The sequence below is a fragment of the Bradyrhizobium sp. CAR08 genome, from assembly GCF_052871955.1.
The window spans coordinates 124,306-146,210 of sequence record NZ_JBIXJX010000008.1; the positions used below are offsets into that span (position 1 = coordinate 124,306).

A 21,905-nucleotide genomic window follows, 5' to 3' on the forward strand; every position below is an offset into this window, starting at 1 on the left:
CTCTTTGGTTTCCCCTGATTAAAGTTTGTGCAGCGAGCGGGGTCCCCGCTCGCCGCCTGCTCTAGCACGAACCAACCCGCATGGGGCCGGTCGGTTCGCCGCATCAGGGCGCGGGCGAGGCCAGCGGCTTGGTCTTGTCGACGACGTAAACTCCAAGCACTTTCATAGCCTTATCGCCGTGGGCTTTGGCGTCATGCACGACGCCCGCCGGGATCTGGTAGGAATCGCCGGCTTTCAGCGTCTTTTCCGGCTGCCCGTCGATGAGGAGATTCAGTTCGCCTTCGAGCACGTAGCCGGTCTCGATGCCCGGGTGGGTATGACGTCCGGCCGCGCCGCCCGCCGGAACCTCCGCGATGGCCGTGATGGTGTTGTAGCCATCGGGAAACTCGACCTTCTGGAGCGGGGTGCGCTTGATGCCGGGCTGCTGGGCGAAGGCCGCAACAGCGAGGCCGGTGAAGGCGAGAGCGAGCAAAGTCTTTTTGAGCATGGTTTTTCCTCCCTGGAACGGCCGACCCTAGCAGCGCCGCGGTTCCCGGCAAGACTCAATGGCTAGCGCTTGATCCCCTCGAACGCTGCCATGATGCCGCGCTGGAATAGCGACCAGTCGAAGCCGAGCGCGATCGCGCGGTAGCCGCGGTCGACCAGCTGGTTGGCCTGATCTGCGGTCCGCGCTACACCGCCGATCGGCACACCGCTTCTGAGGATGCCGGCCTCGGCCCGCGCCACCAGCTCCAGCAATTCCGGATCGTCCATCTGGCCGCGCTTGTTGATGGAGGTGGCGAGATCGCCGGGGCCGATCACAGCTACATCGATGCCGGGCGTGGCCATGATCTCGTCGATGCGGTTGACGGCGTCGACGTGCTCGATCGTGATCATGCAGATCATCTCGTCGTCGGCGCTGGCCATGTAGTCCGGCATCGACTGGCCCCAGCGGAATGGCGCATGGAACGGACCCCAGAGCCGATCGCCGCGTGGCGGATAGCGCACGCTGCGCACCGCTTTCTCAGCCTCCGCGCTATTGGTGATCATCGGGAAATTGATGCCGAAGGTGCCGATGTCCATCGGTGCCTTCGCAAGCCATGGCTCGTTCGCCGCGATGCGCACCAGCGGCGTGCATGGGGTGCCGGTGGTGGCCGCGATCATCGCATGTGCTTCGGTCAGTCCAATCGGCCCGTGCTCGAGATCGACGATGATCCAGTCGAGAGAGCGCGCCATGATCTGCACGGTCTGCACGCTCGGGATCGTCGCGATCGCGCCGAAGGCAGGACGACCCTCGCGCCAGAGCTGGCGAAGACGGTTGAGCGGCGTGGTCGGGACGGACATGGGAAGAACCTGTAGGAAACGACGACGGCGGACCCTAGCAGCGGGGCGTCGAGGCGCAAGATCAGGCTGGAATGCGGCCGCCGAAGAACGGCGTCAGCATGGCCGAAAGGCCATGCACGCGGTTCGAGGTGAAGATCATTTCGGCGCCGGATTGCGCGATGCCACCGGTGTGCGGCCCGAGCAGATCCGAGACGCGGCGGGCGATCGCGGGCGCCGGATCAATCCAGTCGACCGGCCAGGGGGCGAGCTTTTTCAGCCGGTCGAGCAGCAGCGGGTAATGCGTGCAGGCGAGCACCACGGTGTCGGTGCGTGCGCCTGCGTCCCCGGCATCGCCCACGAAACACGGGGCGAGCTCGGCGAGGATGGCGTCGTCGCTGACGGGAGAGCCGCTGAGCTCTGCCTCAGCCAGCGCGGCCAGCTCGGGCGAGCCGACCAGTGTCACCTCGCAACCCTGTGCGAAATCGCGGATCAGCGCCTTGGTGTATTCGCGCTTCACGGTGCCCCTGGTGCCGAGCACCGACACGCGCCGGCTCCTCGATTGCGCGCAGGCCGGCTTGATCGCCGGCACCGTGCCGACGAAGGGCAGGGAATAAGCGGCGCGCAGATGCGATAGGACCAGGGTGGACGCCGTGTTGCAGGCGATCACGACGAGGTCAGGATCGTGCGTGCCGATCAATTCCCCCATCAGCGGCACCACGCGGGCGATGATCTCGTCCTCGCTATGGTGGCCATACGGGAAGAAGGCGTCGTCGGCGACGTAGACGTAATGCGCGTCGGAGCGCGCGGCCACGACCTCACGCAGGACCGTGAGCCCGCCAAGGCCGGAATCGAACACCAGAATCGTCGGAGAATGGGTCACGTGAACACTCTAGCCCGCCATGGTTACCATTCGGTTTTTGGGGCGGTTTTGCGGCAAGGGCACTTACGCCTATTTTGGAACGATTCAATTTCGCGACGGCCACATGTTCCCGGTATCAGCTGCCGTACGGCGGTGCGGATAGGGACAGGCCCGCAAAACTCCGGAGCACCGACATGATCAGAAATACCAGTCACGGCTGGGGCAGCATTTCCCGATGGCTGCACTGGAGTCTGGCGCTGACCATCATCGGCATGATCGGCTTCGGGTGGTGGATGAACCACATCCCGGCGCGTCCCGACCGCTTCTTCTACCGCTCGATCCACGCCGATATCGGCTATGTGATCCTGCTGCTCACCGTGCTGCGCCTGGTGTGGCGCCTCGTCAACCCGACGCCGATCATGCCGGCCGGGACCTCGCGCTGGCAGAAGGTCGCCGCCCATGTCAGCCACGGCGCGCTCTACCTCGCTGTCATCATCGTCACCATGCTCGGCTGGGCGCATTCCGGTGCGCAGGCACCTGATTATTCGAACTTCTTCGGCCTGTTTCACGTGCCGCAATTCACGGCTCCCGACCGCGCGGCGGCTGGCGTCTATGAAGACCGCCACATCCTCTTTGCCTATGTGCTGCTCGCCTTGATCGCGATTCACGTGATCGCCGCTGTGTGGCACCATTTCATCCGCCGCGACCGCATTGTGGCGCGGATGGTGACGGACGAGGCGGGGTAGGGCGGACATGGGAGGAAGCATCGCGCCCGCGATTGCTTCGCGGCGCTCGCAATGACGGAGTAAGGTGTGGGGTCACGAACTATCCAATTGCGATCGCAGGAGGTCTCATGCTCACCGTCCATCATCTCGGCAAGTCGCAGTCCGAGCGTATCGTCTGGCTGTGCGAGGAGCTGGGGATTCCCTACGAGTTGAAGCGCTATGCGCGCGATCCCGTCACCATGCTGGCTCCGGCCGAGTACAAGGCGCTGCATCTGGCCGGCACGGCGCCTGTGATCACCGACGGCGAGTTGGTGCTCGCGGAATCCGGCGCCGTCGTCGACTACATCGTTGCAAAATATGGCAACGGCCGACTCGTGCTCGGTCCCACTGATCCCGCCTTCGCGCAGTTTCTGTATTGGGTTCATTTCGCCAATGGCAGCCTGCAACCCGGTATGGGACGGATGATGATCCTGAACCGGCTCGATCTCGCCAAGGACAATCCGACCCTGCTCGCGATGAAGGGGCGTCTCGATCAGGCCTACGATCTTCTCGACGCAAGGCTTCGCGAGGCCGAATATCTTGCGGGCAGCGCCTTCACGACCGCCGACATCATGACAGTTTTCTCGCTGACCACGATGCGCTACTTCCAGCCCTATGACCTCCAGCGCTCTCCGAACGTGGTCAAATATCTCGGCCGCATCAGTGCGCGGGCGGGCTATCGGCGTGCGATGGAGAAGGGCGACCCGGGCATGGCGCTGCTCTTGGACTGAGCGGCGAGGCGATCGCTCACGCGATCCTGTTCGTGGTGGCGGCCCTCTCTGTTGCCAGCTGCTTCTGCAGGCGCTCGATGTTTTGCAGCAGCCGCTGGCTGGTCAGCACCAGGAAGTAATAGCCGAACTGCGGGTCCTGGAAGTAGATCTCGAGCAGCCGGTCGTAGGTGATCGTCAGCACCTGGCCGTCCTCGATGCATTCGACCGTTCCGGTGCGCCGGTTGTCCGGCGTGAGGAAGCCGAGTTCGCCCATGAGCGTTCCGGGCAGGATCTCGATGTTGATCTCCTTGACCAGGAACTTGCCGGTGACGGTGAGGAACATCTCGTTAGCCGGATCGCGCAGCTTGAACAGCGTATCGCCGCGACGATATTTGCGTTCGGTCATGAACGGCTTGAGCCATTCGATCGACATGTCGCCTTCGGCTGCATGGCGCGCCTTCTTGACGAGCTTGAGCATCTGCCGCAGGCGCAAGGCGTTGATCGGTAGCAGCAGGAGATAGAGCAGGAAGGTCGACACGTTGGCGGAGAGCGCGCCGAAGACGGCGAAGAACGCGCAGCCGACCATGTTGGCGACGCGCAGCGGCACCATCGTTCGCATCAGGAGGGTGGCGACGAAGAAGCCGGCGCCGACCGCGGCGAACATATTGGCCAACGTGATGTTCTGGACGAAGATCTCCAGCATCCGATTGAAGATCGAGTCATAGGTGACGTTGTTTGGATCGAGGCCCATCTGGACCAGGATCTTCGCGATCCTGAGGTTATCCGTCGCCGCCTCGAGAATGCGGTCGAGGATCGACGAAATGTCTGTGCTGCCGGACGGCATGGTACTATCCCCGCGTAAGGCCTTCAGTCTCGGTCGGTATTCTCGACACCTATAGCCGAAATCGAACGACGACCGCTTGAATGAAGTTTTGGGCCGCCGTGCCGCAAGAGGCAAATTTTAGCCTGATCGGGCGTTTCGGCAATTGCCTGTTTGGCGGTGCATATGGCCGTGGCGCGCCCGCGATTCGGGGGCCAGTGGGTACGAGCCTCGGCGTGGTCGACCTCGGCGGCCGACCGGGCGAGGGGGACCAGGCGTGGGCGTGGGGCGATCCCCCCGCCTTAGGGCTTGGCGGGCGGCACGACCTCCTGCTCGACCAAGCCGAGGTGCCCCGGCAGTGAACCAGCGCGCAGCAGCATGGCGACGCTGTTTGCTTCCTCCAGGGTGAAATTGCCGGAGATCTGGCCCGAGCCGCCGGTGATGGGCTCGCGGATGATGGGGGCGGAGATCACCTTGCCGTCGAGCACGATGGCGAAGGGCTTTGCGATATTCTCTTCGGTGATGTGGGCAAAGCGCCGCGTGCCGCGGCCGTTGAAGCGGAACGAGGCGATCGGCTCTTTCGTGGCGTTCGCAAACCCCGGGCCCGCATAGCTGATGTCGTCGCCGTCGAGCACGCTGTCCTTGGCGACCAGATAAAGGCTCTTGTCCTTGAAGCCGGGCAGGACTTCCGTGCCTGCCGGTGGCGTGCCGGATTGCGCCTGCTCCGGCGGCACCGAGAGGTCGATCAGGCGGAAGCCGACCTTGACCCTGCGGGCGAAGACCGCGGTGACGCGCTCGGGCTCCATCACACCGGGCAGGAAGATGCGGATGCGGTCGGTCCCATCGGGCTGGACGCTGGCCAGCTGGACGCCGGCCTCCTTCAGACGCTGCTCGATCATGGCGATGGCATCTTCGACGAGTTCGTGCAACCGCGCGGCGGATGCCGCATTGGTCGGCACGAGCCTGACCAGTCCGTCGCCGTCGGTCACGGCGAGTGCATGCGACGGCAATCCTTCCGCGGCCGACGCGAGCTTGCGCGCGAGTTGCTCGCGGCCCTTGACGTCGGCAATCTTCAACTCGACGCCGCCGTCGCGGATCGCAAGACCGGAGAAGGCGATCTTGCCTTCGCGCAGGTTCTTGTAGACGTCGTCGCGCAAATCCGTGACTACGCTCTCGCGCAGGCCATCGGTGTCCACCTTGTAGACGATGCGTGACCCGCCGAGCTTCTCCATCTTGTCGCCGATGAAGGCCGAGATTTTGGCGCGCATCTTGTCGAGCTGGCCGTCCTCGGCAAGTGCCGCGCGGGGCAGGGCGATCACCGATGTCATGATCCCCGCTGTCACGGCGAGCGCGATGAACAGCCGGGTAGCGCAATCCCGCGGGGGCGTAGTCATGATCACCTCAGTCTTGCGCCAGGGCGCTGGCGAGGACGCCGGCATGTGAGCCTATGCCAGTTCTTGGTCCCCGGATCGGGCGCGCAGGTTCAAAAGCCTCTCACCACAGTCCGAGGCCGTTAGGTCATGGACGAACGCCAAATCATGCATCATTCTGCCCGTGCTCGGCCGGCCCATCGGTCGAGGCCACGCCAAACCAAAATGTCAAAAGACAGGGGGCGCGGACATGCATCTGAGGGAGGACGGAATTCCATGGCGGGCATCCACGCGCTCGATCGGCTCATCGGCAGCGACTATCCGGACCTGGCGACGGACGCCGAGGTTCGAGCCTTCGAGCAGGTCCCTTACGCCGATCGCGTCGCGGCCGACAGCACCTATGACGCCATCAGGCTGGGTGCGGTCCGCAATCCCGACGGGCCGGCGATCCAGTTCCTGCAAAATGCCGATCCCGCCGACACGCCGGTCGTGGTCACGTACCGCGACTTCATCGCGCGCGTCACGCAAGCCGCCAACATGTTTCACGCACTCGGCGTGGAGAAGGGCGACGTCGTCAGCTTCATGCTGCCGCTGGTGCCGGACGCCTTCGTGACGCTGTTCGGCGCGGAGGCCGCCGGCATCGCCAATCCCGTCAATCCGCTCCTGGAGCCGCACCAGATCGCGGAGATCCTCGAGGCCGCGAATACGAAAATCCTGGTGGCGCTCGGGCCGATGCCGGGCACCGACATCTGGCAGAAAGTCGAGCAGATCAGGCCGCAACTCAAGCAGCTCAAGGCGATCGTGCAGGTGTTCGGTGCTGGCGATCCGGCGAGAGGAATCTTTGCCTTCAACGACCTCATCAAGCCGCAGCCTTCGGACCGCCTTATCAGCGGACGCAAGATTCTCGGCAGCGACATCGCCGCCTATTTCCACACCGGCGGCACCACCGGCACGCCAAAGCTGGTGCGGCACACGCATGCCAACCAAGTCTATCAGGCCTGGGCGCTCAATCTGCTGCTGAAGTCGAAGCCGGGCGCCAACATGCTGTTCGGCATGCCGCTGTTTCACGTCGGGGGCTCCTTGACGCAGGTGCTGACGACGCTGTCGGCTGGCGGTTCGCTGGTCGTGCTGTCGCCGAGCGGATGGCGCAACCCGAATGCGGTGAAGAACATCTGGCAACTGGTCGAGCGCTTCAAGCCGGAGGCGCTGTCGAGCGTGCCGACGGTACTCGCCGCGACGCTCGCGGTACCGCCTGGCAATGCAGACATCTCCAGCCTGAAATATGCAGCCGGTGGCGGCTCCGCGATCCCGGTCGCGGTGGGTTCTGCGATCCAGGACAAGCTCAAGCTGCCGGTCGTCGAGGTCTACGGCATGACCGAGACCTCGAGCGTGCACACGCTGGCCTATCGGTCGCGGCCGATCCAGCTCGGTTCGGTCGGCCTTCCCATGCCTTACGCGCGGGTCCGCATCGTCCAGCTCGATGCCGAGGGCAAGCTGATCCGCGACTGCGCGCCGGACGAGATTGGCGTCGTCATCATGGCTGGCCCAGGCGTGTTCGGCGGCTATCTCAACGACGAGCACAGCAAGGGTGCCTTCGTCGACGAGGTCTGGGTCAATTCCGGCGATCTTGGCCGGCTCGATGCCGACGGCTATCTCTGGATCACCGGCCGCGCCAAGGATCTCGTGATCCGCGGGGGCCACAACATCGATCCGGCGCCGATCGAGGAGATCATGTTCCGGCATCCCGCCGTCGGCTTTGCCGCCGTGGTCGGCCAACCCGACGCCTATGCCGGCGAGCTGCCGGTGGGCTATGTGCAGCTGAAGCCGGGCGCGACCGTCGAACCGGGCGAGCTGGAGACATGGGTGCGCGAGCGTACGCCGGAGCGCGCAGCTGTCCCGGTGCAGGTCATCCCGATCGATCCGATGCCGGTGACGGGCGTCGGCAAGGTGTTCAAGCCGCAGCTGCGCTGGGACGCAGCCCAGCGCGTGTTCACGAAGGTGCTGACGCCGCTCACTGAGCGCGGCATCGACTGCAAGGTCAGGGTCGGCGCTCACGGCAGCCACGGTTCGATCGCCACCGTGACGCTCGCGGGCCTGCCGGCGGATCAGCGCGAGGCGGTTGCGAGCGAGGTGCACGCACTGCTTGCACCGTTCGTGATGCGCCACGAGGTGGTGCAAATGTAACGGGCCAAACAGACGGCCTTGGCGTCAGTTCGAGAGCAGGGCGACGCTTCGCCGCATTGTCCATACCCCGATAGAGCCCCTTATGTGACAAATATCACATAGGAAGAATTGGCAATTGAGCCATGGTCCGAATAGTCTCGTGGAATTGCATCCGGGGGGACGCAAGTGATTCCGTTTCGGATATTTGTTTTGTTGATTTTGGCCATTGGCCTCGCCTGCGGACCGGCCCATGCGGACCGGCGGGTGGCGCTTGTCATCGGCAATTCCGCCTACAAGAGCGCGCCCAAGCTCGGCAATCCCGTCAACGATGCAACTCTGGTCGGCGGCATGTTCAAGAAGGCGGGCTTTGATTCCGTCGATGTCAGGCTGGATCTCAGCGCCAGCGAGATGCGGCGCATGTTGCGCGAGTTCGCCGGCAGGACCCGCGATGCCGATATGGCGGTGATCTATTACGCCGGCCACGGCATCGAGCTGGAAGGCACCAACTATCTCATTCCGATCGACGCGACGCTGGAGACGGATGGCGACGTACTCGACGAGACCATCCCGGTGGAGCGCGCGCTGTTCGCGGTAGAGCCGGCCAAACAGCTGCGCCTGATCATCCTGGATGCCTGCCGCGACAATCCGTTTTCCAAGACCATGAAGCGGACGCTGGCTTCGCGCGCGATCGGACGCGGACTCGCCAAGGTCGAGCCGACCAGCCCCAACACCATGATCGCCTTCGCGGCAAAGGCCGGTTCGACTGCGTCCGACGGCGATTCGAGGAACAGCCCGTTCGCCACCGCGCTGGTCGAGCACTTGCCCAAGCCGGGCCTAGATTTGCGCAAGGCGTTCGGATTCGTGCGCGACGACGTGCTGAGGAGCACCGGGAACAAGCAGGAGCCCTTCGTGTATGGCTCGCTGGGCGGCGATGACGTGCCGTTGGTTTCTGCCAAGCCGGCTGCAACCGGTCCGCAGGCAAATCCGCAGGATTCGATTCGCAGGGATTACGAGCTCGCGCTGCAGCTTGCCACGCGCGACGGTTGGGAAGCCTTCCTGGCGCAATATCCCGAAGGCTTCTATGCCAATCTGGCCAAGGGCCAGATGAACAAGATCGCTGCTGAAGAGACGCGCGCGTCGGCCGAGCAAAAAGCGAACGCGGCCGAGCAGCAGAAGGCAAGGCTCATTGCCGAACGCGCCCAGAAGGCCGAGCAGGACAAGGCGGCCGCGGCGGCCAAAGCCGCCGAAGAGGCCCGGATCGCGGCGGAGAAACAGAAGCAGATCGAGCAGGCGAGGACGGAGGCAGCGGAGCACCAGCGCAAGCTGGCTGAGGCTGCCGCGGCGAAAGCACAGGCCGAGAAGCAGGCGGCGGAGAAGGCCAAGGCCGAACTTGCTGCCAAGCAGGCCGCAGAGAGGGCCTCGGCGGAGGCGGGTGCGAAGCCCGCGGCCGACCGACAGCTGCCGCAGGCCGGGACCGAGAAGGTTGCCGCGCTTTCGTCCGCGCCGGCATCCACGCTTTCGGCAGCCGATCTGGCGAAATCCCTTCAGAGCGAACTGCGCCGCGTCGGCTGTCTTTCGGCCGCCGCTGACGGCGACTGGAACGCCGCAACGCAGCGCTCGCTGACGCTGTTCAACAAATATGCCGGCACCCAGTTCGACGCGAAGCTTGCGAGTGTCGACGCGCTCGATGCGCTGAAGGCGAAGCCGGGGCGGGTCTGCCCGCTCGTGTGCAATTTCGGTTTCAAGGCCGACGGCGATCAATGCGCGAAGATCACCTGCCGCGCCGGCTATCATGTCGGCGACGACAACGAGTGCGAGAAGGTGCCGGAGAGAAAGCCGCCGCCTACCGCCCGCGACGAGCCCAGAAGGCGCGACCAGGACCGGAAAGACGCCGAGTCCGCAGCGCCGAAGTCCCAAGCGTCTGGACAGATGATCTGCAACAACGCGGGATGCCGGCCGGTCGCAAAGGGCTGCCGTCTCGGAACGACGAAGCTCAATATAGGATCGAGCGTCACCACCGAGGTTTGCAATTGAGTGTGTATCGGCTCGTCGCTGTAATGGTCTTTGCGACCTGGCTCGCTTGCGGGCCGGCCTGTGCCGACAAGCGCGTTGCGCTCGTCATCGGCAATTCCGCCTATAAGAACGCGCCGCGGCTCGCCAACCCGGTGAACGACGCCGGGCTCGTGGGCAGCATGTTCAGGAACGCAGGCTTCGATACGGTCGAGGTCAGGCTGGATCTCAACGCCAGCGAAATGCGGCGATCGTTGCGCGAGTTCGCGGCCAGGACGCGCGATGCCGACATGGCAGTCATCTACTATGCGGGCCATGGCATCGAGCTGGACGGCAGCAACTATCTCGTTCCGACCGATGCGATGCTGGAAACTGACGGTGACGTCCTCGACGAGACGGTCGCGCTGGATCGCGCGCTGTACGCGGTCGAACCGGCCAAACAACTCCGTCTCGTCATCCTCGATGCGTGCCGCGACAACCCATTCGCCAAGACGATGAAGCGCACCCTGGCCTCGCGCGCGATTGGTGGCGGACTTGCCAAGGTCGAGCCGACCAGTCCGAACACGATGATCGCCTTTGCGGCCAAGGCGGGATCGACGGCGTCGGATGGCGACTCCCGCAACAGCCCGTTCGCGGTCGCGCTGACCGATCATCTCCCGAAGCCCGGGCTCGACTTGCGCAAGGCATTCGGGTTTGTCCGTGACGACGTCTTGAAGAAGACCGGCAACAAGCAGGAGCCGTATGTCTATGGCTCCCTGGGCGGCAGCGACGTGCCGCTGGTGCCGCTGAGGCCAGTCGCAGCAGGTCCGCAGGCAAACCCGCAGGACAGTGTGCGCAAGGACTACGAGCTGGCGCTTCAGGCCGGCCTGCGCGAAGCCTGGGAAGCATTCCTCCAGACCTATCCGGACGGCTTTTACGCCAACCTCGCTCGTGTGCAGTTGAAGAAGATTGCCGCCGAGGAGGATCGCACGGTGGCGACCGAGAAGGCGCGTCTGGCCGAACAGGAGAAGGCGAGGCTCGCGACCGAACGAGCCCAGAAGGCCGAGCAGGAGAAAGCCGCCGCAGCTGCCAAAGCCGCGGAAGAGGCGAGGATCGCGGCCGAGAAAGCCAAGCAGATCGAGCAGGCCAAGGCGGAGGCGGCCGAACGAGATCGCAAGGCGGCGGAAGCTGCCGCGGCCAAGTCGCTCGCGGAGAAGCGGGCGCTCGAGAAAGCGGCGACGGAGGCCGCAACGAAGCAGGCGGCGGACAAGCAGGCGGCTGATGCCGAAAGCAGGAAGGTCGCCGCGCTGTCGCCGCCGCCAAGCTCCCCGCCGCCCGGCGATCTCGCGAAATCCGTTCAGAGCGAGCTGCGCCGCGTCGGCTGTCTTTCGGCCGCCGCTGACGGCGATTGGAACGCCGCATCGCAACGCTCGCTGACGCTGTTCAACAAATATGCCGGCACCCAACTCGACGCGAAGCTTGCAAGCGTCGACGCGCTCGATGCGCTGAAGGCGAAGCCAGGACGCGTCTGTCCGCTCGTATGCAATTTCGGCTTCAAGGCCGACGGCGATCAATGCGCGAAGATCACCTGCCGCGCCGGCTATCACGTCGGTGATGACAATGAATGCGAGAAGGTGCCGGAGAAGAAGCCGGTGGTCACGCGCGAGGATTCGAAGAGGCGCGACCAGGACCGCAAGGAGGCGGAGTCCGCGGCTCCGAAGTCGCAGTCCTCTGGGCAGATGATCTGCAACAACGCCGGATGCAGACCGGTCGCAAAGGGCTGTCACCTCGGGCCGGTGCCCAATGCGAACGCCAGCGCCAAGATCACCGGCGAGGTCTGCAACTGAGGGCCAGGCAGCGGTGATGTCCGGCCGGACCAGACACGTCTGCGGTTGAGGTGAGGGTAGGCGACACGAGGCTTGCGTGCCCCGCCGCAAGCGAGCATCATTCCCAAAAAAAAAATGGGGAAAACCGATGCTTGAGCTCTCGCGCCGCAGTCACCTTCAGCAATTGTCGGCCGTGCTCGGATCCGCCGCGCTGCCTGGGTGGTCGAGATGCGCTAGGGCTTCGGAGGCAGACATTCCCCCCGAGGGCATCGGCAAGGGCATCAAGCACATCTCCTACAGCGACATCGGCGGACGGCCCGACAGCGTGCAGGTGATGTTCAACCGGCAGCATGTCTATGTCGGACATATGTTCAGCGACGGCGTGACGGTCCTGGACGCATCCGATCCGCGTGCGCTGAAGCCGGTCAATTTCTTCACCGCGGGACAATACACTCGCACCCACCATTTACAGGTGGCGGAAGACCTGCTGCTGCTTGCAAACGGCGCCAACATCGTCGCGATGCAGTCCTACGACAATATGCGCGGCTATTTCGAGAACACGCTGGTCGACAGCATCACCAAGGCCAAGAAATTCCGCTGTGGGCTGTCGATCCACGACATATCGAAACCGAACGAGATGCGCGAAATCGCATTCCTCGAAATGCCCGGCTTCGGCATCAATCGGCTGTGGTGGCCGGGCGGCCGCTATGCCTATGTATCGGCGCATCTCGACGGGTTCACCGACCACATCCTTTGCGTGGTCGATCTCAAGACCATCACCAAGCCGGAGATCGTCGCGAAATGGTGGCTGCCGGGCATGAACCGTGCGGCCGGCGAGCCGGCAACGCCGAAGGGCAAGCGCTTTGCGCTCCATCACATGATCACGGCGGGTGATCGCGGCTATGCTGCCTGGCGCGATGGCGGCTTCACCATTCACGACATCAGCGATCCCGTGAATCCAAAGCTGCTGTCCCACATCAACTGGTCGCCGCCCTTCGCCGGCGGGACGCATACGCCGCTGCCGCTGCCCAAGCGACAGCTCGCAATCGTCGCCGACGAAGCGAACGCGGACAATTGCGCCAAGGGGCTGTTCCATACATTCGTTCTCGACGTGCGCGCGCCGGCAAATCCGGTGCCGATCGCGACCCTGCCGACCCCGCGCGACCGCGATTTCTGCACGAACGGCACCTTCGGTCCGCATAATCTGCACGAGAACCGCCCGGGCTCATTCCAGAGCGAGGAGACGATCTTCGCAACCTACAACAATGCCGGCGTCAGGGTGTTCGACGTCAGGGACGCCTTCGCACCGAAGGAGATCGCGTATTGGGTGCCGCCGACACCGAAAAAGCTCATCGATCCGCGCCCGAACGTCGCGCTCGCGGCCAAAACCTGCGACGCCTATGTCCGGCCTGACGGGCTGATGTTCGTCTCCGACTGGAACGCTGGCATGCACGTGCTGCAATATCAGGGATGAGCGGTGTTGTAGGGTGGGCAAAGGCGCGAAGCGCCGTGCCCACCATTTGCAGCGGAGAAGTTTGGTGGGCACGCTTTCGCTTTGCCCACCCTGCGAGACCTGCACTAACCCGCCGGCATCCGCGTCTCTACCAGGCGCGCCCAATACGACGCACCGTGGCCTAGAATGTTGTCGTTGAAGACATAGGCCGGGTGGTGGCACTCGTTGCCGTCGCCCATGCCGACCAGGATCATCGCGCCGGGGCGTGCTTCCAGCATGAAGGAAAAATCTTCGGCGCCCATCATCGGAATGAACTTGTCGTTGACGCGCTCGGCGCCGACGATATCGCGGGCGACGTCGGCGGCAAGGCCAGCCTCGCGCGCATGGTTCATCGTCACTGGATACATCCGCGTGTATTTGGTCTCCGCCGAACCGCCATAGGCGCGCGCGACGCTCTCGGCGACTTCGCCGATGCGGCGCTCGACGAGATCGCGCACTTCAGGGTCGAGCGTGCGCACGGTGCCGCCGAGCTCGGCGACCTCCGGGATGATGTTGAAGGCCGTGCCGGAGTGGAATTGCGTGATCGAGATGACGGCTGATTTGAGCGGGTCGACGTTGCGCGACACGATCGACTGCAGCGCATTGACGATCTGCGAGCCGATCAGCACGCTGTCGATCGACTTGTGCGGACCCGCGCCGGCGTGGCCGCCCTTGCCGTGGACCGTGATCTGGATGTTGTCGGAGGAGGCGAGCATCGCGCCGGGCGTAGTCGCGAAATGGCCTTCGGGCAGGCCCGGCATGTTGTGCATGCCATAGACCTCCTGGATGTTCCAGCGCGTCATCAGCCCGTCCTCGACCATCGCCTTGCCGCCGCCGCCGCCTTCTTCCGCGGGCTGGAAGATCACCACGGCCGCGCCGTCGAAATTGCGCGTCTCGGCGAGATATTTGGCGGCGCCGAGCAGCATGGCGGTGTGGCCGTCATGACCGCAGGCGTGCATCTTGCCGGGGACCTTGGAGGCGTAGGCGACGCCCGACGTCTCCATGATCGGCAGCGCGTCCATGTCGGCGCGCAGGCCAATGGTCTTGCCCGAGGCGGACTTGCGGCCGCGGATCACGCCGACGACGCCGGTGCGGCCGATGCCCGTCACCACCTCGTCGCAACCGAACTCCCGCAGTTTGTCGGCGACGATGCCGGCGGTGCGGTGGACGTCGTATTGCAGCTCCGGGTTCTCATGCAAGTCATGGCGCCAGGCGGCCATTTCGTCGGAGAGGGCGGCAACGCGGTTGACGATGGGCATGAGGGAGGTCCGCCTTGATTTGTAGCCCGGATGAGCGAAGCGAAATCCGGGATTTTTTGTGGGAAAAGTCCCGGGTGTCGCTGCGCTCACCCGAGTTACGAATGACGCTCAGCTTTCGCCGAACACGCGCTTGAAGATCGTGTCGACGTGCTTGAAGTGATAGCCGAGGTCGAACTGCTCGTCGATTTCGGCGTCGGTGAGATACTTCTTCACTTCAGCGTCCTTCTTCAGGAGCTGGAGGAAGTCGCCCTCGCCGCGCCAGACCGGCATGGCGTTGCGCTGCACGAGCTTGTAGGCGTCCTCGCGGCTTGCGCCCTTCTGCGTCAGCGCCAGCAGAACGCGCTGCGAATGCACGAGGCCGCCGAGGCGGTCGAGGTTCTTCTGCATGTTGGCGGGGTACACCAGCAGCTTGTCGATCAGGCCGGCGAGGCGGACCAGCGCGAAGTCCAGCGTCACGGTCGCGTCGGGGCCCATCATGCGCTCGGCAGAGGAGTGCGAGATGTCGCGCTCGTGCCAGAGCACGACGTTCTCCAGCGCCGGCGTCACATAGGCGCGCACCATGCGCGACAGCCCGGTGAGGTTTTCCGAGAGCACCGGATTGCGCTTGTGCGGCATCGCGGACGAACCCTTCTGCCCTTCGGAGAAGAACTCCTCGGCTTCCAGCACTTCGGTGCGCTGCATGTGGCGGATCTCCACCGCGAAACGCTCGACCGAGGAAGCGATCACGCCGAGCGTCGAGAAATACATCGCGTGGCGGTCGCGGGGGATGACCTGCGTCGAGATCGGCTCGGGGACGAGGCCCATGGCTTTCGCAACATGCTGTTCGACGCGCGGATCGATCTGGGCAAAAGTGCCGACCGCACCGGAGATGGCGCAAGTCGCGACTTCCTTGCGCGCCGCGATCAGGCGTTCCCTGGCGCGCGAGAATTCCGCATAGGCATAGGCGAGCTTGAGGCCGAAGGTCACGGGTTCGGCGTGGATGCCGTGGCTGCGGCCGATGGTCGGCGTCATCTTGTGCTCGAGGGCGCGCTTCTTCAGCGCCGCCAGCACCTTGTCGAGGTCGGCGAGCAGCAGGTCAGCGGCGCGGGTGAGCTGGACGTTGAGGCAGGTGTCGAGCACGTCGGAGGAGGTCATGCCCTGATGGACGAAGCGCGCTTCGGGGCCGACGATCTCGGCGAGGTGGGTGAGGAAGGCGATGACGTCGTGCTTGGTCTCGCGCTCGATCTCGTCGATGCGGGCGACGTCGAAAGTGGCGTCCTTGGCCTTGGCCCAGACCGTTTTGGCGGCCTCCTTGGGAATCGTGCCGAGCTTGGCAAGGGCGTCCGCCGCATGCGCCTCGATCTCGAACCAGATCTTGAACCGGGTCTGCGGCTCCCAGATCGAGGCCATTTCCGGGCGGGTATAGCGGGGGATCATTGGACTGCTCCAGGAAGGTGGGCGGGCGACCCAGAAGGGGGCGACCTGCCAAAATGCTTTTTACGCCGTGACTTAGCAGAGCGGGGAGAGCGAAACAAACGGCACCGGCAACGTAGCGGGGGATGATTGGGCTGGGTGGGGGCATCGGCCGGCCGCGGCGCGCGATGAGCGGCACGTGCCCCGGGGCCGCAGATATTAACTGTCAATCACGGATCATTGACTGACAGATATTGAAATCTGTCAGCGAGACGTGTATATCCGTTCTCGGACGCTCCGATTGGGCGTCGGCGGCATCCCGGGAGCCCGACGTCCCAAGCAGATGGGGGATTGAGGGTCGCAATTGAACAACAGGGACCGCCAATTGATTGGAGACTTACGACAATGACGACCGAAATCATCAATTTGACTGGGACGATTGGGCACTGGCTCAATTTACTGGTGGCGCGCCAGATCGCGGCGCAGGCTGCAAAACTGCCTCATTAAGGCGAGAGCTTTCCGAAACGACCGGCACGGGCGGTTCGGAAGCAGCTCTGTCGCCGGGTAACTGAGCCTCAACGGGAACATGGTGCTGGCATGAACGAAGCCGTTATCTTGACGCCGGAGCGGATCCTCGAAGTCACCGAGGACGTGCTGCGGCGTTACGGACTGGCCAAAGCCACCGTGGTCGACGTTGCCCGTGCGCTCGATGTGAGCCATGGCAGCGTCTATCGCCATTTCCCGAGCAAGGCTTCGCTGCGCGAAGCGGTTGCCAAACGCTGGCTTGACCGCATCGACGCGCCGCTGCTGGCGATTGCCAAGGAGCAGGGCCCGGCGCCTGACAGGCTCGACCGCTGGCTGCGCACGCTGTTCGCCGCCAAACGTTCGCGTGTGCTCGACGACCCCGAGATGTTCGACACTTATCTGACCCTGGCGCGCGAAGCCTGCGCGGCCGTCAAATGTCACAAGGACACCATGATCGACCAGATCGCGGCAATCCTGTCCGACGGCGTGACGCAGGGCGTGTTCGCCGTCGATGACGTCAAGACCACCGCGCGTGCGATCTTCGATGCCACAGTCCGCTTTCACCATCCGGCCCATGCCGACGAGTGGAAGGATGCCGATCTCTCGGCGCGTGTCGATGCGACGCTGGCGCTGGTATTGCGCGGGCTGAAGGCGTAGGCCGAATACTCCACGCGCTGTTCCAAAGCCGTTCGATCGCCCGCATGGGCGGCGCTTTTATCCGTCGACCTTGTGGGCGATGGCACCATCGCGAAGCGAACGCGGATGGTGGGACTTTTTCCGCGCACGAAGAGCGGTACCCGCCAATGGCACGACCGGGGGGCTTTCCGGATACGCATTGACTTCAATTTCGACGAGGTCCTTCGCCCGCTTTCGAAGCCTGTAGAATGCAAGCTCCTGTTCGAGCATGGGGCAGTGGAATCGAATGGTTGCTGTGTCTGGCAAGCGGCAGAGTTCATCGATGAGCTCGCCGACAGTGATGAGCGCGGGATAGGTAGCTTCGCGGATAGCCTTACTCATGGCGGAACTCCTTCACTGCGGTACTAACTGGAGTTCGATGGCCTCCGTTCCAATCCGCATCGCAAGGCGGTCGAAATATACCTGGGAGACGCCCGCATGCGGAGGATGGCTCCGTGCGCCTGCCTCCAGGGAGGGGCAAACATCTAGATCTTCGTCAGTCCACAATTGGCTGCCAGCCGCACCAGCTGCGCATCCGTGCGCGCGCCGGTCTTGGTCTTGATCAGATAGTGATAGTTCTGCACCGTCTTGACGCTGAGATTGAGATGCGCAGCGATCTGTTCGGTCGTGGCACCGCCGGCGAACTGGCGCAGGATCTCGATCTCGCGTTCTCCCAATTGATCCAGCGCCGAGCCCGCCGACAGACTGTCCTCGGCCAAGATGTGCGCGATGTCGTCGCTCATGGCGCGCTCGCCGCGGGCAACGCTGCGGATCGCGGACACGACTGCGGACGGCTCGCTACTCTTGGTGACGAAGCCGCTGGCGCCGGCACTGAAGGCTGCCTTCACCAGAACGGCTTCGTTGTGCATGGTAAAGACGAGGATGCGCGCCCGCGGGCTGCGCGCGCGGATGTTGCGGATGGCTTCCAGTCCGCTCGCGCCGGGCATCGAGATATCAAGCACGACGACATCAGGATCGCGCGCCTTGAAGGCGCTGTAGGCATCCGCAGCGTTGTCGGCTTCCGCCACGACATGCAGATCACCCTGGCTTTCCAGCACGCGCCGATAGCCTTGCCGCACGATCGGATGGTCGTCGACCAGCAGCACGGAAATGCCTGTTGCCGTAATCTCGTTCATGCCGGCCTCATGCGGCGAGCGGGATGGTGGCGGCGACGCTGAGTCCGCCTCGGGCGGGCAGGATCGAGAATGAGCCGCCGGCCGCTGCGACGCGCTCGCGGACGCCGGTGAGGCCGAAGCCGGCCGACTGCTTGACGCGTGCTGCGTTGCCGCCGCCATCGTCGTCGACACGGATCAGCAATGCATCGTCGTCGCCCGCGCGCCGTTCCACGCTGAGCGAAATCTCGCGTGCCGCGCCGTGGCGCAACGCGTTGGTCAGGCATTCCTGCGCGACGCGATAGGCCGTGATAGCGGCCGGGCCGCTGATGTCGGTGAAGTCGCCCTTGAGATCGAGCTGGATCGTCGGCCGCGCCGAGCTCTGCGAGCGCCAGCTATCCACCAAATTCACGAGGCTCGCCTCCAGTCCGAGCTCGGCGGGCAGGGGATTGCGCAGGCGCTTCAGCGCGTCGCGTAGCGAGGCCATCAGATGATGCGTGGCCTGCGAGATCATCCGCGCGTCCTGCACGATATCGTTGCGCTTGTCTGCCTTCGTGCTCGCCGTCTCGATGGTGTTGGCGAAGGCGAGGATGGCCGAGAGATTTTGTCCGAACTCGTCGTGCAGCTCGCGGGCGAGCGCGCGGCGTTCGTCGTCGCGGATCTCGATCAGGCGCCGCGTCAGCGCCGCGCGCTGTTCGGTCGCTTCCTCCAGCCGGCCGCCGAGCTCGCCGACGGCGCTGCCGATCATCGCCAGCTCCATCGAGCGGAAGCGCGGCAGTTTCGTGCGATAATGGCCGCGGGCCATGCGCTGCAAGGCCGTCACGATCGTGCGCGCCGGCGCCAGCGCATGCGCAATCGCGAGCGAGGCCAGCAGCGCGATCGCCGCCGCCATCAAAAGCGCGACGTCGATCACGTTGAGGATGTACTCCCATGCAAGCGAGATGGCGGCCGTTTCATCCGGCGTCGCGACCACCGTTCCGGCGGTCGCCGCGCGGGGACTGACGGGCCGTATCACTTCGGCATGGCTGCCGAGGAAGGTCGGCACGATCGACGCGAACCAGCGCGGCGGCGTCTTGCCCAGCCCCTCGCTCTGGCCGCAGAGCGGCTTTTCGAATGCGATGGCCGGTTGGAATTCGACGCAGACGCCGGGTGAGATCAGCTTCATCGTTTCCAGCGTGCGCCACTCCGGAACCGGCAGAAGCTGCTCGCGTGTTCTGCTGCTACGCAACAGGAATTCGTGCCAATACAGGGCCTGAAGCGCCTGGGCGACCCGCTGCGCCGAGGCCGCAGTTGCCCGGTCGACGCTGCGATAGGCGTCGAACGTGGCCCAGATCGTCGCCGCCCCAAGGCAGAGCGCGACGATGAGAAACAGACGGGCGACAAGCTGAAGCACAAGGCGCATGCGATCACCCCAAAGTTTGCTAAGGTCAGCCTAACAACGCCGCCGCGCCTTGCCAATTGCGAGGCACGGCAAGATGGTAGCTCGGGCAAATTTCCCATGCTGGATTGGGCATGGCTCTTTGGACCGGGCGCGGCGGCTTTGATCTAATGGGCGGAATTCACGGCCAGGAGCGGTGCAGCATGAGTTCGATGACGATTGGGCCGATCGCGGGGCCTGCTGCCGACCCATCCGAGCGCAGTGCGCTCCTGTTCTGGATGATCTTCACCGGGCTTTCGATCTTCGCCGTCGTGCTGCTGTGGCGGTTCGGCCTGATCCGCTTGATGCTGACCTCAGATCGGACCTACATTTCCAGCGTGATCGCGCTGCTCTATGTCCTCACCTGCGGTCACTGCTTCCTGCGCACGCGGGCCATTGCCCGCGAGGGCGCGGCGGCGAGGCGCTGCCGCGCGGTGCTTGCGGCCCCCGAGGGCGGCAGGGCGCTCGACGTCGGCGCTGCCGCGCTGCCGCGCGGGCTGGTGCGGGACCACATTGAGAGCCTCGTGACCAAGGCCGCGGCGCAGGACTACCGCCCCGTCGACCAGACGCTATTGCTGCGAACGCTCGCCGACCGGCTGCGCGGCTCCAACGGCTTCGGGGCCTTCGTCTCGGATACGCTGATGAAGCTCGGCCTGCTCGGCACCATCGTCGGCTTCATCATCATGCTGGCGCCGATCGCGGGACTGGATGCCGCCGACAAGGTCGCGATGCGATCCTCGATGGGACTAATGAGCGACGGCATGGCGGTCGCGATGTACACGACGCTGGCGGGCCTCGTCGGTTCGATCCTGGTCCGCATCCAGTATTACATGCTGGATGCCGCGACCCAGAAGGTGTTCTCGGATGCGGTGGTGCTGACCGAGACCTATGTGACGCCGGTGCTGGAACGTAAGGGCGCTGGAATCGCGACATGATGGATGATTTCGGTCTCTATCCGCGCGAGGAGCCGTTCGATCCCTTGGGCGTGATGCTGTTCAAGGCGCTCCAGGTGATCGCTTTCCTGTTCTTCCTCGCGCTGCTCGCGGTCTCGCCGGACGCCAAGGACGGCAAGATCGACTCCAAGGCCGAGTTCATGATCACGCTGGACTGGCCCGACAGCCATCCCGACGATCTCGACCTGTTCGTGCAGGATCCCGTGGGCAATATCGCCTGGTATCGCCACCGCGAGGCCGGCTTCCTCACGCTCGACCGCGACGATCGCGGCGGAGCCAACGACTTCATCATGGTCAACGGCAAAAAGATTGCCTCGCCGATCCGCGAGGAGATCGTCACGGTGCGGGGCATCGTTCCCGGCGAATACACCGTCAATGTCTCACATTTCGTGGCTACGACCGGCGAGCCTGTGACGGCCAATGTGAAGGTGCAAAAACTCAATCCGACGGCGCAGGTGATCTTCGATAACAAGTTCACGGTCGATCACACCGGCGACGAGAAGACTGCGGTGCGGTTCCGGCTCGACGCCGAAGGCAAAGTCGTCAATGTGGACCAGCGGCCGAAATCGCTGCTGGAGACCTTTCGCAGCGGCTGGCGCAACGGCGCCGATCTCGACCCGAGCACCGGCGTGAGCAAGAACGCTGTGAGGGTGCGCCGTGACTAGCCTGCCAACGGTCATCCTCACGCTATCGATAGCCTACGCCGTCATCGGTGCGCTGCTGCTGGTCGTTCTGGTCTATGCGCGGCTGCATTGGTCGTTCAAGGCGGTCGCGGTGGTCGTGACCAGTGCGTTCTATGTCGTCAGCTTCACCGAGATGCGCGGGCTGCTCGGCTGGGCCAGCGCCGATCGGCTGCCGGCCTCGTTCAAGCTGCTGAAGGCCCGCATCGTCGAGCCGCATTCGCTGGAGGGCGATCCCGGCTCGATCTATCTCTGGGTCGAGCAGCTCGACGAGGACAATCGGCCGAGTGGCATCCCGCGCGCCTTTCGTGTGCCCTACAATGACAGGCTGGCCGACAAGACCCATGCGGCGGAGAACGAGATCGCGCTGGGACATCCGCAAGGCGGCCGGGCCGCCGATTTCGGCGGCGGCGATGGCAGCCTCATCGACATGGTCCGGGAATATGTGACGCCCAAGACCATCATGGAGACGAGCGGAGGCGATTCCTCGACCGGCGAATTCCTGGCACCACCGGCCGGCGCGCAGGGCGCCGTGTTCACGCCGTTGCCGCCGCCCCGGATGCCGCCGAAGGACGAGCAATAGGCTCTTCACCATCG

At 64.4% G+C, this 21,905-nt stretch carries 20 protein-coding genes; 10 read left to right on the top strand and 10 right to left on the bottom strand.

Going from position 1 to position 21,905, the window contains the following annotated elements; genetic code table 11:
* Positions 1-103: 103 nt before the first annotated feature.
* The 3 genes from ACIPUD_RS18315 to murI all read right to left on the bottom strand — a co-directional run bounded on the left by ACIPUD_RS18315 (position 104) and on the right by murI (position 2,182).
* Entirely contained in the window at positions 104-487 is a 384-nt protein-coding gene (locus tag ACIPUD_RS18315) for a cupin domain-containing protein (protein WP_027518835.1), read from the bottom strand.
* Between the two features lie 62 nt (positions 488-549).
* Positions 550-1,323 carry an HpcH/HpaI aldolase family protein gene (locus tag ACIPUD_RS18320; protein WP_446481281.1) on the bottom strand — a complete coding sequence of 258 codons (774 nt, stop codon included), beginning with the start codon at positions 1,321-1,323 and terminating at the stop codon, positions 550-552.
* Between the two features lie 61 nt (positions 1,324-1,384).
* Positions 1,385-2,182: a glutamate racemase gene (gene murI, locus ACIPUD_RS18325; protein ID WP_446481282.1), complete on the bottom strand. Its 798-nt coding sequence runs from the start codon at positions 2,180-2,182 to the stop codon at positions 1,385-1,387.
* 173 nt (positions 2,183-2,355) lie between these two features.
* Here murI and ACIPUD_RS18330 point away from each other — a divergent pair, with 173 nt between their 5' ends.
* Both ACIPUD_RS18330 and ACIPUD_RS18335 read left to right on the top strand, forming a co-directional pair.
* Positions 2,356-2,907, top strand: coding sequence for a cytochrome b (locus ACIPUD_RS18330; RefSeq protein WP_446481283.1), 552 nt, complete (start codon positions 2,356-2,358; stop codon positions 2,905-2,907).
* Between the two features lie 107 nt (positions 2,908-3,014).
* A complete protein-coding gene (locus ACIPUD_RS18335) occupies positions 3,015-3,656 on the top strand; it encodes a glutathione S-transferase family protein (RefSeq protein WP_018455546.1) in 642 nt (213 codons plus the stop codon).
* 16 nt (positions 3,657-3,672) lie between these two features.
* Here ACIPUD_RS18335 and ACIPUD_RS18340 read toward each other — a convergent pair whose 3' ends face one another.
* Positions 3,673-4,479: a Crp/Fnr family transcriptional regulator gene (locus ACIPUD_RS18340; RefSeq protein ID WP_018455547.1), complete on the bottom strand. Its 807-nt coding sequence runs from the start codon at positions 4,477-4,479 to the stop codon at positions 3,673-3,675.
* A gap of 278 nt (positions 4,480-4,757) precedes the next feature.
* The gene (locus tag ACIPUD_RS18345; RefSeq protein ID WP_446481284.1) at positions 4,758-5,849 is read right to left on the bottom strand and encodes a SecDF P1 head subdomain-containing protein; all 1,092 of its coding nucleotides are present in this window, start codon (positions 5,847-5,849) and stop codon (positions 4,758-4,760) included.
* A gap of 252 nt (positions 5,850-6,101) precedes the next feature.
* Here ACIPUD_RS18345 and ACIPUD_RS18350 point away from each other — a divergent pair, with 252 nt between their 5' ends.
* From ACIPUD_RS18350 to ACIPUD_RS18365, 4 genes are all read left to right on the top strand, one after another.
* Positions 6,102-8,009: an acyl-CoA synthetase gene (locus ACIPUD_RS18350; RefSeq protein WP_446481285.1), complete on the top strand. Its 1,908-nt coding sequence runs from the start codon at positions 6,102-6,104 to the stop codon at positions 8,007-8,009.
* Positions 8,010-8,174: 165 nt separating this feature from the next.
* The gene (locus tag ACIPUD_RS18355) at positions 8,175-10,022 is read left to right on the top strand and encodes a caspase family protein (protein ID WP_446481286.1); all 1,848 of its coding nucleotides are present in this window, start codon (positions 8,175-8,177) and stop codon (positions 10,020-10,022) included.
* Positions 10,023-10,045: 23 nt separating this feature from the next.
* Positions 10,046-11,824, top strand: coding sequence for a caspase family protein (locus tag ACIPUD_RS18360; RefSeq protein ID WP_446481366.1), 1,779 nt, complete (start codon positions 10,046-10,048; stop codon positions 11,822-11,824).
* 127 nt (positions 11,825-11,951) lie between these two features.
* A complete protein-coding gene (locus ACIPUD_RS18365; protein ID WP_085358876.1) occupies positions 11,952-13,277 on the top strand; it encodes an LVIVD repeat-containing protein in 1,326 nt (441 codons plus the stop codon).
* 104 nt (positions 13,278-13,381) lie between these two features.
* Here ACIPUD_RS18365 and ACIPUD_RS18370 read toward each other — a convergent pair whose 3' ends face one another.
* Positions 13,382-14,554, bottom strand: a complete 1,173-nt coding sequence (locus ACIPUD_RS18370) for a M20 aminoacylase family protein (protein ID WP_446481287.1) — start codon at positions 14,552-14,554, stop codon at positions 13,382-13,384.
* Between the two features lie 108 nt (positions 14,555-14,662).
* A complete protein-coding gene (gene purB, locus ACIPUD_RS18375; RefSeq protein WP_446481288.1) occupies positions 14,663-15,970 on the bottom strand; it encodes an adenylosuccinate lyase in 1,308 nt (435 codons plus the stop codon).
* Between the two features lie 573 nt (positions 15,971-16,543).
* Here purB and ACIPUD_RS18380 point away from each other — a divergent pair.
* A complete protein-coding gene (locus ACIPUD_RS18380) occupies positions 16,544-17,128 on the top strand; it encodes a TetR family transcriptional regulator (RefSeq protein ID WP_018455555.1) in 585 nt (194 codons plus the stop codon).
* A 57-nt stretch (positions 17,129-17,185) separates the two neighbouring features.
* Here ACIPUD_RS18380 and ACIPUD_RS18385 read toward each other — a convergent pair whose 3' ends face one another.
* The 3 genes from ACIPUD_RS18385 to ACIPUD_RS18395 all read right to left on the bottom strand — a co-directional run bounded on the left by ACIPUD_RS18385 (position 17,186) and on the right by ACIPUD_RS18395 (position 19,660).
* Positions 17,186-17,488: a hypothetical protein gene (locus tag ACIPUD_RS18385; protein ID WP_446481289.1), complete on the bottom strand. Its 303-nt coding sequence runs from the start codon at positions 17,486-17,488 to the stop codon at positions 17,186-17,188.
* Between the two features lie 143 nt (positions 17,489-17,631).
* Entirely contained in the window at positions 17,632-18,282 is a 651-nt protein-coding gene (locus ACIPUD_RS18390; protein ID WP_085396093.1) for a response regulator, read from the bottom strand.
* Positions 18,283-18,289: 7 nt separating this feature from the next.
* Entirely contained in the window at positions 18,290-19,660 is a 1,371-nt protein-coding gene (locus tag ACIPUD_RS18395; RefSeq protein WP_446481290.1) for a sensor histidine kinase, read from the bottom strand.
* Positions 19,661-19,839: 179 nt separating this feature from the next.
* On the opposite strand from ACIPUD_RS18395, the gene ACIPUD_RS18400 reads away from it, so the two are divergent.
* The 3 genes from ACIPUD_RS18400 to ACIPUD_RS18410 are packed head-to-tail and all read left to right on the top strand — an operon-like array spanning position 19,840 to position 21,891.
* On the top strand, positions 19,840-20,610 hold the full coding sequence (locus ACIPUD_RS18400; RefSeq protein WP_085351049.1) for a MotA/TolQ/ExbB proton channel family protein: 771 nt from the start codon (positions 19,840-19,842) through the stop codon (positions 20,608-20,610).
* Positions 20,607-21,293, top strand: coding sequence for a hypothetical protein (locus ACIPUD_RS18405; RefSeq protein ID WP_085351050.1), 687 nt, complete (start codon positions 20,607-20,609; stop codon positions 21,291-21,293). Before ACIPUD_RS18400 ends, ACIPUD_RS18405 begins: the two co-directional genes overlap by 4 nt.
* Positions 21,286-21,891 (top strand): hypothetical protein, encoded by a 606-nt coding sequence (locus ACIPUD_RS18410; protein WP_018455562.1) that lies wholly within the window; start codon positions 21,286-21,288, stop codon positions 21,889-21,891. Before ACIPUD_RS18405 ends, ACIPUD_RS18410 begins: the two co-directional genes overlap by 8 nt.
* Positions 21,892-21,905 lie beyond the last annotated feature (14 nt).